Here is a 14,528-nt window from a genome sequence, read left to right as displayed (position 1 = left end):
ACTACAACAAGTGAAGCGTTCCAGAGATTCCAGATATGATAAAAAACGTTCGCGCGACAAGAAAGATGATAAGCGAAAACTTAAGTTTAGCACCAAAAGTACTGAACGAAAGGATAAAAACGAACCTACACGAGTTAGCAATAAAGACGAAAGAAAAAAAGAAACTTCAGTAGAAAGAATACCAAAACCTGAATTTAGAAACACGCCCACAAAGAATACACCTGTATATGAAAATACGCCCCAAACTCCAGAGCGACCATTGGAGTACGAAGTATTTTCTCAAGGAGACAAAGCCTACAAAAAACGTACTACACACCGAAAAAAGAAAGGTGGTTTTCCAAAAATTGTATGGCCAATTGCAGTTGTTGCTTTTCTTTTCCTTATTAGAATTTTAGCAAATATTGGCGACTCAGATTACGATACTACTTCTGATGATTTCCCTGTGGAATACAGTCCAACATATAAAGATAGGTCTGTAACGACGCAACCACCAAAAAAACGAGAAAAGATCAATGCGGCTCATTTTATTATTGGAGAAGAAAAAGAATTAGTAGAAGTTACACAACTCACCAAAGATTCTATTATAACTATTACGCCTAATATACAAGTGCGCTTGTTTAAGGGTTTTCATGTGTACGATTCGGAAGAATTTCCTGACGTTCCTGTTTTAGCATCTTATTCAAAATATCACTTCTTTTATGATGTTAAGGAAAAAGTGGCAGATCAATCAATGAGTGAACAATGGAGCATTATACGTGAACAACTTGCCGAAAATTCTTATGATGGTTATTTTATGTATCAATATCCGAAAGAGTCCAATATTGGTGATTTAGCTATAAACGAAACTGAGTTTTCAATTTCAACAAAAAATAATACTGTATACGGTGTGGCTACGCTTGTAGAACATAAAAACAAACGTTATTTCTTTCAATTTATCTCTAAAGAAAAACGAGATGCAAGTCCAAATTACAACTATTTACGAAAATATATCAATTATTATTTGAAGATTAAAACATCGTACGAATCGTTTGATGATTCAGATGATTTGAATAGTTAACGTACGTTTTTTTAGAACTACAAAAGACGTCAAATCGAAGGTAAGTAATTTAAATATAAACTTAACTGGCTTTCACCAAATCTAACGTAGTTTGATATAAATCTGCTTTGCTCATTTTGGCTTTCAACCAAGCATAAAAACTCATTACAAATATATCTTCTTGCTCTGGTGATTTCCATACAAAGGAAGCTTCTACCATTGACAAAAATGCTTTTGAAGTCACGTTTTCGGGTGCTTGATAGTAGCTTTTTACAAATTTTAAAAAGGTAATTACACGTTGTTCTCCCGATTTTTTCAGGAACGGATAGTACTTTCGTTGAAAACTTGTAAAACGTGAATCTACATAGGAAATGTTTCCTAATTCAATATGTAATAACAATTCAATTAAGTTTTTCTTTACAACCCATTCAATTCCTGCTTTTTCTTCGTACCATTTATCGGTATGATAAAATTTAGAGAATACTTGTTGTGCTTTTTTAAATTCGCCTTGTTGAAAGTAAAATACAATTAAACTCAAATGTACATCTAACATAACTTCTAAATCAAATTTCTTTACCTGACTTATGGTTTCTAAAATTGAAATAGCTTCTGTAGCATTTCCTGAATAGTTATGATTTAACGCAACTAAACATTGATACGACAACAACAAATCTTTATAATATTTTCCTTTTTGTCGTTCCATTTCTTGATGCATCAAGTTTAAATATTCTAAACTTTCGACAAATGCTTTCTTCCTAAAAAAGATGTTTGCAATGATGTATAATAGCTTGATATGGTAAAATAAATGTTTGTCGGTTTGTTTCAATCGGTTGGAAATATCTTTGTAGTTTTCCAACAGAAATGGTGTAATTGTAAAGAAATCTTTTGTTACAGAAGCTGCCGAACTTACCATTTGCGCTAATTGATACAATGATTTATACGTCAAGCCAATTTCTTGCGAAATACCAAAACGTGTATAAGTTTCTTGAATTAATTGTTGAAACGAGATAATTTCACCTTGATACACTACTTTTTGCACATTTTCTTTAATGACAGCATATGCCATATTTAGCTTTTCTTCTTGTAAAAAATCTTTTTGATTTGCGGTAAATTTTTCAATGAGTGTTTCCAACGGTGGCGCAAAAGAAGTTGTATGCGCATATTGTATTTGTGTATGATACACTTCATTTAGTAATGAAAAATGAAGAATATCGCGTGCTTTTTTTTCTGCTTTGTTTAATACTTTAAAAGCCGTTTTAAATTGTTTTTGTAATAATAAATTTCGGGCAACTAAGACACGTTTGGTAATATCGAGTTCGTCTGAAACTTCATGTGTGAGACTTTGCGTTGCCATAAAATCGAGCAGTGAACTCCACAAACGCTTTCGCAAAGCATGATACGCGCTTTTATTATCGGTTCCATATAGTTTTTTAGGAATTTCCTTTGCGGAATAATTTGCTAGAAGCAACTTAAACAATTGCACGTTTTTCGTATCGTGACGTTTGTTTTTATAGGTAAGATATTTTATGAATTCTTGTTGTTCTTCTTTAGAAAACTGAGAAATCATTACGTCAATTGCAATCATTATATCGTCTGTTTTAAAATGTTTAAATAACTAATTATCAGTTAATTAAAATACATAATTGATTATAAATATAATCCTTTTTATTGAAAAATAGAGTTTTACAGCTAAAAATACCATCGCATATTTGTCCTGTAATCAAAAACAAAAATTAAATCAAGTAACATTTAAATTATACCATTATGGAAAATCAAAAATTTTCAACATTAGAAGAAGAAAAAAAGAAACCGATAGAAATTAAAAAAGAAGAGAAAAATCCTTTTAAGCCAACGCCAGCTTTTATTTCGGCATCATGGGCGGCATTATTAATTGGAATGGTTGCGTACTGCGTAGGATTGTGGAATGCTGGCATGGAATTGAACGAAAAAGGATATTACTTTACCATTTTACTATTCGGATTGTTCTCAGTAGTTTCTGTCCAGAAAGCAGTAAGAGACCGAATGGAAGGAATTCCTGTCACAGATATTTATTACGGAATTAGTTGGTTTACAACAGTAGCTTCCATCCTATTATTAATAGTCGGATTGTGGAATGCCGAATTAGCATTGAGCGAAAAAGGATTTTACGGAATGTCGTTTGCACTAAGTTTATTTGCTTCGGTAGCCGTACAAAAAAACACCAGAGATTTACATGCATTAAAACAACAAGAAGGATAAATGTTGGTTGATTACCAGAAACCTCGTAGCACACTAGTATTCGTGTTGCGAGGTTTTACATTTAATGAAAAATTAATTAATACATTAGTATCATGAAAAGAGTATTTATTTTTCTGCTAATTCTTAGTTGCATTTCTTGTTCAAAATATGGTGAAAATGGTGATGGAAATGGAAACTTAAAACATGAATTCCTTACGGAAGAATGCGAAACAAATCCTGATATAGTTAGTTGGCTATTTTTACATCCACAAGAAAAGACAACATGCTATCAACTTTATAAGAATAAAAAATTTACAGGAACTTCCATTGGTTATCATAAAAATGGAAACATTGCTTTTATTTCCACTTATGCAAAAGGAGAAGAAGTAGTTGAAAAAAGAAAAATATATGATGAAGACGGAGTCCTGATAGAAACAGCAAATACTTACGAAGTATATAATTAATGAATACACTTAAAAATTAACTTTATGAGTTCAAAAATTATACAAGCATTGCCCGAATTGATCGAAAATAACATCATTTCGGATGAAATTGCTCAAAACATAAAAACCTATTATGCAAAAAATGAAGTAGCTGGCACAAGCCGATTGTTTACCATTTTTGGAATTTTAGGCGCAACACTAATCGGATTAGGAATCATTTTGATTATGGCGCATAATTGGGATAATTTTTCACGACTGACAAAAGTATTTCTAGCTTTTCTACCAATGATAATTGGTCAAATAGCTTTGGGCTTTAGTATTTATAAAAACAAAAGCAAGACCTGGAAAGAAACTTCAATCGTATTTCTATTTTTCGGAGTTGGCGCGTGTATTTCGCTAGTGAGCCAGATTTATAATGTTTCTGGCGATCTGGAATCGTTTCTACTAGTTTGGATCGTTTTATGTGTTCCATTACTATATCTTACCAAATCAACCTCAGCAATTGTATTACATTTAATTTTCATTACATATTATGCTTTTGAAGCTGGTTATGGTCGTACTACAACCATTCCGCATTTGTACTTTTTATTGTTGTTGTTTCCGTTACCGAGTTATATTAAAATGATTAAAGACAATGTGAAATCGCCAGCTGTAAACATATTGCATTGGCTGTTTCCGTTGAGTGTAATTATTTCACTGCCCGTTTGTATTGACAGAAGCGAAGGTGTTGGCTTTTTAATGTACATTTTATTGTTTGGAATTTTATACAATATCGGACAACTTCCATTTTTCAAGAATAAGTCATTACTTAAAAACGGCTATCGTTTTTTAGGCTCGTTAGGAACTATTATTGTGTTAATGAGTTTAAGTTTTCGATCTTTATGGCGACACGAATTTAACAATGTACATTTCGATTCGTTAGAGTTTTATTGTGCAGTAATATTGTTCATAATTGCAGGTTTCACACTTTATTTCAGTGACAAATTAAAAGAGGGAAAAAGCGTGAATTTGTTTCAATATGTATTCTTAATCTTTTCAATCATCTTTATGTTTGGGCTTTTTGATGATGTATTACCAACTGTTTTGGTAAACATATTGTTATTCACATTAGGAATTATGGCAATTAAAATTGGTACAGATTCGCTCAGTTTTGGAATTCTCAATTACGGAATGCTCATTATTACGATATTAATTGCATGCCGATTTTTTGATACAGATTTGTCCTTTCCTGTACGTGGATTATTATTCATATTAATTGGCGCAGGGTTTTTCACCGCGAATTACATTATGCTAAAAAAACAGAAAACTAAAATTAAGAACTAATGAACCGAGCATGTTAAACTTTTAATCATTTTACGAAATGACAAATAGCGAACACATGTGACATCTAAAAAAATAATAATGAACACATGAACCGAGCATGTTAAACTTTTAATCATTTTACAAAATGACAAATAGCGAACACATGTGACATCTAAAAAAATAATAACGAACACATGAACCGAGCATGTTAAACTTTTAATCATTTTACGAAATGACAAATAGCGAACACATGTGACATCTAAAAAAATAATAACGAACACATGAACCGAGCATGTTAAACTTTTAATCATTTTACGAAATGACAAATAGCGAACACATGTGACATCTAAAAAAATAATAACGAACACATGAAAAAAACATATATATACGCACTTTTTGGAATCATGGTATTGGCACAAATTGTTGCATCAGCACAAATAGTATACAAATACGAACGTACCATTGCTTCCGACAATGTGTACAAATTTAAAACGGCTCCTGTGGATCCAAATGATCCGTTTAGAGGAAAATATATCACATTAACGTATCAAATAAATTCGTTTGAATCTACAGATGTAAGTTGGGATAGTTATGAAAAAGGATACGCTTATTTTTCCAAAGATGAAAATGGGTATGCTGTTTTAGAAAATCTGACAAAAGAAAAAATTCCAACTAGTGAGTTTGACTATATTATTGTAAATATTAATTACTACAATAATAATGTTGTTCATTTCAATTTGCCTTTTGATCGGTATTATATGGAAGAATCAAAAGCGTATGATGCAGAAGTACTTGCCAGAGAATTAAATCGTACTGAAAAAAATGATGCCATTTATGCAGTTGTACATATTGAAAATGGCACACATGTCTTAACCGATATTATCGCCAATGATGTTTCTATGAAAGATGCTGTGGAAAAGTAACCTTCTTTCTCTATAAAATTTTAAAAACACCGCCATATTTTCTGGAATTGAAGGTGTTTTTTTTATACATATACATCAAATCTTCTTCATTGACTTTCTACGCTAAGACTTTATTTTACTAAAAGTTATGGTAATTTTTTGTTAAAACGCAACGCTTATGAAAAGTATTCAACGCTCATGAAATCTATAGCATAGTGCGTTTATTTACACACTACTTTCGGTAAGAATATTCATCCCTATCCAACCAAATTACATCCTTATTTACCAGTTCAAAAAAGATTGAACAAGCATTACGCATGCCAAAATTTAACGTATAACAATTATTATTTAAATTTTATGAAAGATCAAATTTCACAAACATTATTTCGCTTTACGAGCTTAAGAAGCCCTGATTTAAGCGAAGAAAACAACAAAGAATTACGATTCATTTTTCCTTCTGAAGATGCAAAAGACGATGATTTCTATGATGAAATGGAAAACAAACCTTTTGAAGTTTCTAAATGGCAACAACTGCAAAATACAGCTGAAAATTATCGTGCACTAACGAAAGAAGAAATTAAAAAACTGGACACTAAACTATTCGAATTTTCTGAATGGTTATTGCAAAACAGAACAACGGCTTCCATTTACGAAATTGAAGCACAAACAATTGGAGTTAGTCCACTTCTCAATGATGGAACACTTTGGAATAACATATTTTATCAGTTTGTTACCGAAGAAGATTTCTACGCAAAAGAAGCTGCGATTCACTTATTAAAAGCAAGTCATGTTGTTACACATTTTCCTAGAGGAGAAGAATTGGATATACAAGAAAAAACAGCTTTAGCACATACTATTATCTATGCAAAAGTAATTTTACCAAAAGAGCTATTTGATTTTTCTGAAGAAGTTTCTACTGATAATGAAGAAATTGTAGACAACACGCCATATAAAGTTGTTTCGTTGCCAAAAACATTAATAGCAAGTATTGCAAGTCAAGAATTACAAAGTTTAGAAAAAGTTGCAAACGAAGTTGACACCTTACACTCTTCATATCAAACTGATTATGATGCCGCGTATAAAGCCGCTAAAACAAGTCATGATGAAACTGTAAAAGCATTGCTAGATAAGTATGAAGAAGATATAAAAGATGCGAAAGATGCTTGGTGTACGCTACGAGGAGACAAAGCATATGCCCCTTCAAATGTTAATCCTTGTGATCAACCTGCGCCTGTAAAATATCCTGATTTGCCTATATTTTCTTTTTCGTTTAGAGATGAAATTGACTCAAAAAATGCAGCTACTGTATTTTCAACGCTTGCGTACGAAACGCTTTCGTTTCTAAAGCCTATTTCTCAAATTAATACATTTGCGCAAGCAAAAAAATTAATAGTTCAAGAAACAGAAAAGTTAACTACTAGTGTATATGAAAACACGGATTTTCATAAGAAATCTATAAGTGTTCACGGAACAATTCTTCCTGTGAGCAATCATGAAAATGATCCTACAAAAATTATTGCTTCGTTTTGCTCTCGAAGACGTTTTAACAAAGAGACAAACTTAGCCTATTGGGGATTTTTTGCAGACATTACAAATCCTTCTCAAGAGGCATTATTTGCAATCCAATCGATAAGTGCTGAAATTTTTGATATCTCAGACAACTTATTACACAGCAGTACTTCATTTACTATTTTAACAAATACATTAACTTCTGTCAAAGTAAGTTTATTAAGTGATGTATTAACTATTCCAACCGCGCAACATGCAAACCTACGTTTAAAGGCGATTGTCACATTACTAGATGGAACTGTGCTTACACATGACAGTATTTTAAAACCAAACTCATGTAATTTAGGAAGCATTTCTGTAGATAATAGCACGCCTATTTCAAATGATCGAAATTTTGTTCCTTCTGGTTACGGAATGCGTCAATTGGGAATTGCTGATTATAGAAAAGTTGAACAAAGTGTACATTGTTACACCGAAGGTGAAGTGTCACATATTGAAAATGTAATGGCACGTGAATACAAGGAAAAATCTACACGTAGATTACGTTCTTCTGAAAACACAACATCTACAAGTTCAGAAACAGAAAAAGAACGCTTAACTGATACAACTACGACAGATCGTTTTGAAATGCAACATGAAATATCACAAGTAATTTCAGAATCACAAGATTCAGCTGCTTTTGTAAATTCTAATATTGGGAAAAATTCAAGTACTGGATTTAGTTTCAATATAAATACAGGTGCTAACTTTGCTACGCATACCTCAAGTGAAGACAGTATTAATCAAGCCATGACGGAAGCTCAAGAAGTTACAGCTAGAGTAATGGATCGTGTCGTACAACGTGTAAAAGAAGAACGTATTAGTAAAATTATTGAAGAATTTGAAGAAAACAATTCTCATGGTTTCGACAACCGAAAAGGTGACAAACATGTTGTTGGCGTATACAGATGGATTGACAAAGTGTACAAAAATCAAATCTATAATTATGGTAGACGATTGATGTACGAATTTGCCATTCCGCAACCTTCTAAATTGCATCGTTTAGCACTAACTTCAATGACAGAAGATGACAATAGTGATGTAATGATTCTTACTGAACCGTTAGATCCGAGAACAATTGTTATCAATAATGAAAAAATCAGTAATGCTTCAAAAATTACAGCAGAAAACTATAAAGTTTTGGCTGCAAAATACAATGCAGAAGTAAATCAGCCACCTGTGGAAGAGATGTTTATAGGAAAAGCATTTTCATACAAAGCTGCAGAAGTTATTGGAGACACAAATGAACGTTATGGAGAGCATACAGAATTAGAAATTCCAGAAGGATATTTTTCTGTAGAAGCAAAAGCAGAATGGGTTGATAGTGAAGATGGAGGCGAAGGTAGAACATATATCATAGTGGGTGGTGTAAGAATGTTACAAAACGCAACAAGATCACTTTCTAAATTTGTGACAAACATTCCTGTTTCTTTTTCTTCTTACTCACACCTTTCAGGAAACTCAAATGTAAGTATCAAATTAAAAAGATTGGATGAAACCATAGAAAGGTGGCAATTAGAAACTTTTAATGCAATTATTGCGGCATATGAAGACAAACTTGCTGAATATATCGCTCAAAAAGGACAAGAAGAAACTAAAGTTGCAGAAATGAAGGAATCAAATCCTTTATTCTATCGTCAAATTGAGCAAATGGTATTACGTAAAAACTGTTTATCATATTTAATGGATCAATCGCCTACCGCAAAAAATACATTTGGCAAAAAAATGTATTTAGGTGACGCATTAGACACACATAACGTAACGGTAACTAAATCTTTGGATGCGTATGCTTCGTTTGCCAAGTTTATGGAACAAGCATTTGAGTGGGAAATCATGTCCTATAACTTCTATCCTTTCTATTGGGGAAATCGTAGAGAATGGAATAAATTATACAACTTCGAAAACAACGATTCTTTATTCAGAAGTTTTATGCAAGCTGGATTGGCAAGAGTTGTGTTAACGGTACGTCCAGGTTTTGAAAAAGCCGTTTTACATTACATGGCAACAGGAAGCATTTGGAATGGTGGAGAATTGCCTGTTTTGGACAATCCATTATATCGTTCAATTATGGATGAACTTGACAAACCAGTAGGTGTAAAAGAAGGAAAAGCTTGGAAAACACGTGTACCTACTTCATTAACTATTTTGCAAGCAGACAGTTTAGGCTTAAAAGTTGAAAAAGCATTGCCATGCGAATGTGATGATATCAATGACTTCATTGAGTCAGATCAGACAGAATGCAATAGTAATATTTTGAATGATACGACAGTTTTTAATGATTTACAGGTTGGTGATGGTACAACTACTAAAAAGGAGATTCAACTATCCTTTTTAAGAAATTTTGGTACAGAAATGCAAACTGTATTTCATTTAGATGATGCAGAAGTATTTCCGATTACATATAAATGTATGGATCAAGAAATAATAATTCAGCGTGATGCCGCTTGGAATTCTAAAGATAGTGCTGGTGTTGTATATCAAGAGCTTGCAAAGAAAATATCTTTGATTTCTGGAATAGAAGCACAACACGTATATGATACGGGAGGAAATCCGATGGGATTACAGTTCAAAATAGATTATGCACGTATTTCAACATTTACATTTGAAAAACCAGACATTGAAGTAGCAACAAATGATCCTGCGCATGATGTATTAAAAGTGACTATCAACTCTGAAGGTGTTATTGTGAGTTCGCCAACGAAATACACACAACGTGTACAAGACAGATACGCTACATCACTTACAGATGGAGAAATTGATGTATTACTTCCATTGGCTAGGTTCCAATAATGAGTACAATACAATTAGAAATGATATGGCAGCCTGAAAAAGTGCTGCCATACATTCTCCATGAGCTAAAACAATACGTTGAGCGAATTACGCCTGTACATCAAATTTATTTATATGGAAGCAGAGCCAAAACGCCCATACAAGATTGGAACAAATTAGACGGAAAAGATTGGGATATCATTATGGTATGCAACTTCCCAATCATTAACACACACATTTGGACAACAGCCAAAAACTATCACATTGACTTAAGTATCATTAGCAAACAACAAACTAATGACGCCTTACAGCATAGAAAGCATTTGGTAGAGTTGTTTCCTAGTGATTCGCTTACAGTTCATCTAAATGATCAATTAATTAATCCTGTAAAAGAAAAAGAAACATGATTAAAACAAATGCATTAGCAGGCAATATTGAACCATTAATTCAATATCTACAAATACACCGACGTCTAGAGGAAGATCAAGCCAATGATACTAAAAGGCTGGTAGATGTAATTGATGAAAATTTTGACTACAATAATACTTTCGTAGATATCAATGATGAAAATTATGATTCTAATAGCCCATTTGTAAATACTAAAATAGAAGTTGAAAAATCTGATTTGACAGATTTAGGTGTTTTTCAACCTTTAGATCTTAGGATATCATACAAAAGTAGTGACCTTTTAGCCATCGAAGTAATTGATACGTTGGATAAACCAAATAGTATCAACTACTACATTCAACGTATATTTCCTTCTGCATCAGGAGATTTAATACTGTATAGAAGTTTTACAAATTTTGATTGGGTTCCTTTAGATGACAATAATTTTACGTTCATTTCATTAGCTGGAGATCTAGAAAGATATTTGTATGATGATGATAGAAACAGAATTATATATAATACAACCTTAAAATCTGCTTTTGCCTATGCAGATGTGTTTACATATAATCCAAAAGATGTAGGAATTAGTAGTGGAAGATATATCATAAAATATATAAATCATTTTGGGAAAGAAACAAAGGTAACACGTCGAGACTTTCATCCTGAAGAATTTGAGCATAAAAAAATTCCAAAAAACTACACCAATAGAAATATAGATGTAGAAATTATACAGACTAAGGGAAATGTATATTTGTTCCCTACGATAAGGAAACGTGCAGGTACATTTGTATTAGAGTACAAATATGTATTGGATGAATTTTTAAGATTCGATATGAAATTTCAAAAGGCAGCAGTTACGCTAGAGTTTAAATACCTAGGAACCTTTTTATATTTCATAAATCGTACTATTTTTTATAGTAATAGCTTTGAAAATCTTGACACTACAGATTCTTTAGATATGTATGAACTCATGAATCAAATCATGAGAACCATTAATCCTGATGCAAATATATCTTTACATAATGGAGGTATTCGGCAACTATTTATTGATCAATATATAAAGTGCGTTAGTGAAGAATTCAGTTTTTATAAAAATAATTTAGAAAAAACATTAGAACTATTTTTTTATGCGCCAACTGTATTTATAAAACATATACATTTAGAGACCTTATGGAAGGTTCTTGATAAGTCCTTAAAGGGGAGAATTACCAATTTCGGATTGAACAAGGAGGATGTGACATTAAAATTATTAAACGCTATTCTAGAGAAAATAAGAAGTCCCAAGCTATTTTTAGATGAATTATTAATTCGCAGAGATACTAATAACGTTTCTTATTTCTATAATCTATTTAGTAAAATGCACACTAGTAACTTTGACAAATATGTTCGATTTCTTTGGAGTGTATGGAAACAAACCGTTTATAAGGACATTACAGAAAAAAACACCAAAATTTCTGATCTTTGCGAACCCTATCTAAATTATAAATCAGATAAAACTATTGGTTTTCATCATGATAATGCAAAAATAGAGTATCTCACAGCTTCCGATGAAGTCCAAATAGATCTTACGTATAAAATCACGAAACAAGTTAAAGTAAAAATAGATCGAAATACTGAAACCACTATTCCATTCCGCACATCAAAAGAAGAACGATTATTATATGATCCGTATGCCCCTATTTATATTTTTAATGAAGATAATCCGCATTTTATATTTAAAGATTCAGAAGACAACAAAAATTCTTACTTTGCAGTATTGCCTGCATTTGTAATGTTAGCCCGAGAAGAAAGAGCTTTTTGGAGCAATGTTATTACCGCTGGAGAATATGCTATAGACATTTTAACCACGGCTTCAGGATTTTTAAATATTGCTAAAGCTGGGCGTTTATATAAGATTTTAAATGCCGGTCATAAACTAATTGGACGAACAAAACAAGCAACACAATTCATTGCGGGAGCAAAAAGATTTGCTGGTTATATTGAAATTACTTCTGGAATTGGAAACGGTCTTATCAAGTTATTAGGATATAAGGACACTACACTTGGGAACACCATTGCAAAATATCTCTTTTTCTTAGAAATGTTAAGTTTGTCAGGAGAATTAAGCGCGGCTTTACATGCTTCTTTATCTAAAACGGCTAGAGAAATTGTAACACATCCAGAATTTCCTAACATAAAAAAGCAAGCAGAGGAAATCGTTAAAAAAGGAGACCATACAGGAGCTACTAAAAAAAGTAAGGAAATTGTAGAAGCTGAAGAAGCTTTAGAGACTAGTAGGCATTTAGAGGAAATTACAGAAGGAAGAGAATTATTTAGAAAAATAGAAGAATTATTTGATCTTTCAGGAGGAAGGTTACTAAATAAAAAACAATTAGATTTATTTAAAGATTTTCTTTTTCAAAAATATAAAGTAAGATTAAGATTAGTAGATGTCGATCATACTTTAAAGACAAAAAAAACTATTTTAAGAAATGGGAAAAGGATAAGTAAACTAGAAGATTGGGATAATAGACGAGTCTTAGGAAGCTTTAATCAAGGGCCACCTCCTCAACTATTCTTAAGGTCAGAAAATGCTTCAGAGCTAACTGTTTTCCATGAAATCGTGCATCTGAAATATTGGTTCAACAAAATGCCAAAAGTTCATTATGCTCAAGAAGAAATAGTAGTATGGAATGAAATCTGGAAAACAAAATCTAGATGGACTCAGAAAGAGCTATATGATTCATATAAATATGTTCAAGACTTAGTAGTTGAAGCTAATAGAAAAGGAGCTAAAATTAAATTTGATATTAACAATGAAATGGAAGGATTAAAATATATTTATAGATAATTAAAATTAATAATATGAATTATACAGAGACCGAAATAATAAAAATAGCAAAAAAAACAATGAGAGATATAGGATGGGAATATAACTCTAATGAAAACTTAGTCGCTATTTTTAACAGTAAAGAAGAACAAATAAAAGGTTTAGATAATGTTTATAATGCAGGGTTCTTACCTAATGAAATTACTTATGATGAAGCCAAAAATAAAATCAAAACCTTTTGGATAATTGGGTTTGATTTTGAAGATGAGACAGAAATATCTAATAATAAAATATTTATGGAAATAGATGATTTAACAGGAGAACCATATGAGTTTAGGCATAAACAAGCTTTTTTTGACATTAAAAAGACAAAAGATGGGAGGTATTTTGTAGAATTTCGAAGATATAGATAATAAATGAATTACACAGAAGAATACTGCAAAGAGTTATTACCCCCTCGCTACCGCACAATTGTATCGTGTGGTAATGCTGAAATAATAAAACATGAGCAGAAATTATAAATTTCATAACCCAAAAGGATTATATTTTGTAAGCTTTGCAGTAGTATATTGGTTAGATGTCTTCATAAGAAATGAATATAAAAATATAATAGTAGATAGCTTATTTTATTGTCAAAAAGAAAAAGGTATGGAGCTTGTAGCATGGTGCATTATGACAAATCATGTTCATTTAATTTTTAGAAGTGTGGGAAACAGAGAACCACAATTGCTATTGGGCGATTTTAAACGATTCACAAGTAAAACCATTGTAAAAGCTGTTCAAAATAACCCTAAAGAAAGTAGAAGAGAATTTTTATTAGACAAATTTAAAGAAGCTGCTTCTAAATCATCTAACGTGGATCAATATCAATTTTGGAGACATGATAACAAACCTATTGAATTATGGACTAACAAAGTAATTCATGAGAAAATAAACTATATACACAACAACCCTGTAAAAGCTGGTTTAGTGTTTAGACCGGAAGATTATATGTATAGCAGTGCTATTGATTATACTGACGAAAAAGGTTTGTTAGAAAATATCGTAGTATTTCAAAATTTAGATTAGTAAAACTCCACACGATTCAATCGTGCGGTAGCTGAGGCCACCAACCA

General features: G+C 31.8%; 11 protein-coding genes. 10 read left to right on the top strand and 1 reads right to left on the bottom strand.

From position 1 onward, the window contains the following. Positions 1-10 precede the first annotated feature (10 nt). Complete coding sequence (locus ACQ654_RS18680) at positions 11-1,057, top strand: hypothetical protein (RefSeq protein ID WP_430411865.1); 1,047 nt, start codon at positions 11-13, stop codon at positions 1,055-1,057. A 61-nt stretch (positions 1,058-1,118) separates the two neighbouring features. Here the strand turns inward: ACQ654_RS18680 and ACQ654_RS18675 are convergent, their stop codons facing one another. Continuing rightward, complete coding sequence (locus ACQ654_RS18675) at positions 1,119-2,621, bottom strand: hypothetical protein (protein WP_430411864.1); 1,503 nt, start codon at positions 2,619-2,621, stop codon at positions 1,119-1,121. Between the two features lie 179 nt (positions 2,622-2,800). Here ACQ654_RS18675 and yiaA point away from each other — a divergent pair, with 179 nt between their 5' ends. From yiaA to ACQ654_RS18630, 9 genes are all read left to right on the top strand, one after another. Continuing rightward, positions 2,801-3,274, top strand: a complete 474-nt coding sequence (yiaA, locus tag ACQ654_RS18670; RefSeq protein WP_430411863.1) for an inner membrane protein YiaA — start codon at positions 2,801-2,803, stop codon at positions 3,272-3,274. A gap of 92 nt (positions 3,275-3,366) precedes the next feature. Then, on the top strand, positions 3,367-3,717 hold the full coding sequence (locus ACQ654_RS18665; RefSeq protein WP_430411861.1) for a hypothetical protein: 351 nt from the start codon (positions 3,367-3,369) through the stop codon (positions 3,715-3,717). A 24-nt stretch (positions 3,718-3,741) separates the two neighbouring features. After that, positions 3,742-5,019, top strand: a complete 1,278-nt coding sequence (locus tag ACQ654_RS18660; RefSeq protein WP_430411860.1) for a DUF2157 domain-containing protein — start codon at positions 3,742-3,744, stop codon at positions 5,017-5,019. 347 nt (positions 5,020-5,366) lie between these two features. Then, positions 5,367-5,921 (top strand): GDYXXLXY domain-containing protein, encoded by a 555-nt coding sequence (locus ACQ654_RS18655; protein ID WP_430411858.1) that lies wholly within the window; start codon positions 5,367-5,369, stop codon positions 5,919-5,921. Positions 5,922-6,257: 336 nt separating this feature from the next. Further along, the gene (locus tag ACQ654_RS18650) at positions 6,258-10,238 is read left to right on the top strand and encodes a hypothetical protein (RefSeq protein ID WP_430411857.1); all 3,981 of its coding nucleotides are present in this window, start codon (positions 6,258-6,260) and stop codon (positions 10,236-10,238) included. Further along, positions 10,238-10,624, top strand: a complete 387-nt coding sequence (locus tag ACQ654_RS18645) for a hypothetical protein (RefSeq protein WP_430411856.1) — start codon at positions 10,238-10,240, stop codon at positions 10,622-10,624. The genes ACQ654_RS18650 and ACQ654_RS18645 overlap by 1 nt, the downstream gene beginning before the upstream one ends. Next, a complete protein-coding gene (locus tag ACQ654_RS18640; protein ID WP_430411855.1) occupies positions 10,621-13,434 on the top strand; it encodes a hypothetical protein in 2,814 nt (937 codons plus the stop codon). Before ACQ654_RS18645 ends, ACQ654_RS18640 begins: the two co-directional genes overlap by 4 nt. A gap of 14 nt (positions 13,435-13,448) precedes the next feature. Further along, positions 13,449-13,826 carry a hypothetical protein gene (locus ACQ654_RS18635; protein WP_430411854.1) on the top strand — a complete coding sequence of 126 codons (378 nt, stop codon included), beginning with the start codon at positions 13,449-13,451 and terminating at the stop codon, positions 13,824-13,826. A gap of 91 nt (positions 13,827-13,917) precedes the next feature. Further along, a complete protein-coding gene (locus tag ACQ654_RS18630) occupies positions 13,918-14,481 on the top strand; it encodes an REP-associated tyrosine transposase (RefSeq protein WP_430411853.1) in 564 nt (187 codons plus the stop codon). The last annotated feature ends 47 nt before the right edge of the window (positions 14,482-14,528 follow it).

The sequence above is a fragment of the Kordia sp. genome, from assembly GCF_965283645.1.
GTDB lineage: Bacteria > Bacteroidota > Bacteroidia > Flavobacteriales > Flavobacteriaceae > Kordia.
Note: the sequence above shows the minus strand (reverse complement) of the source record. Positions and strands in the feature narration are given on the sequence as shown.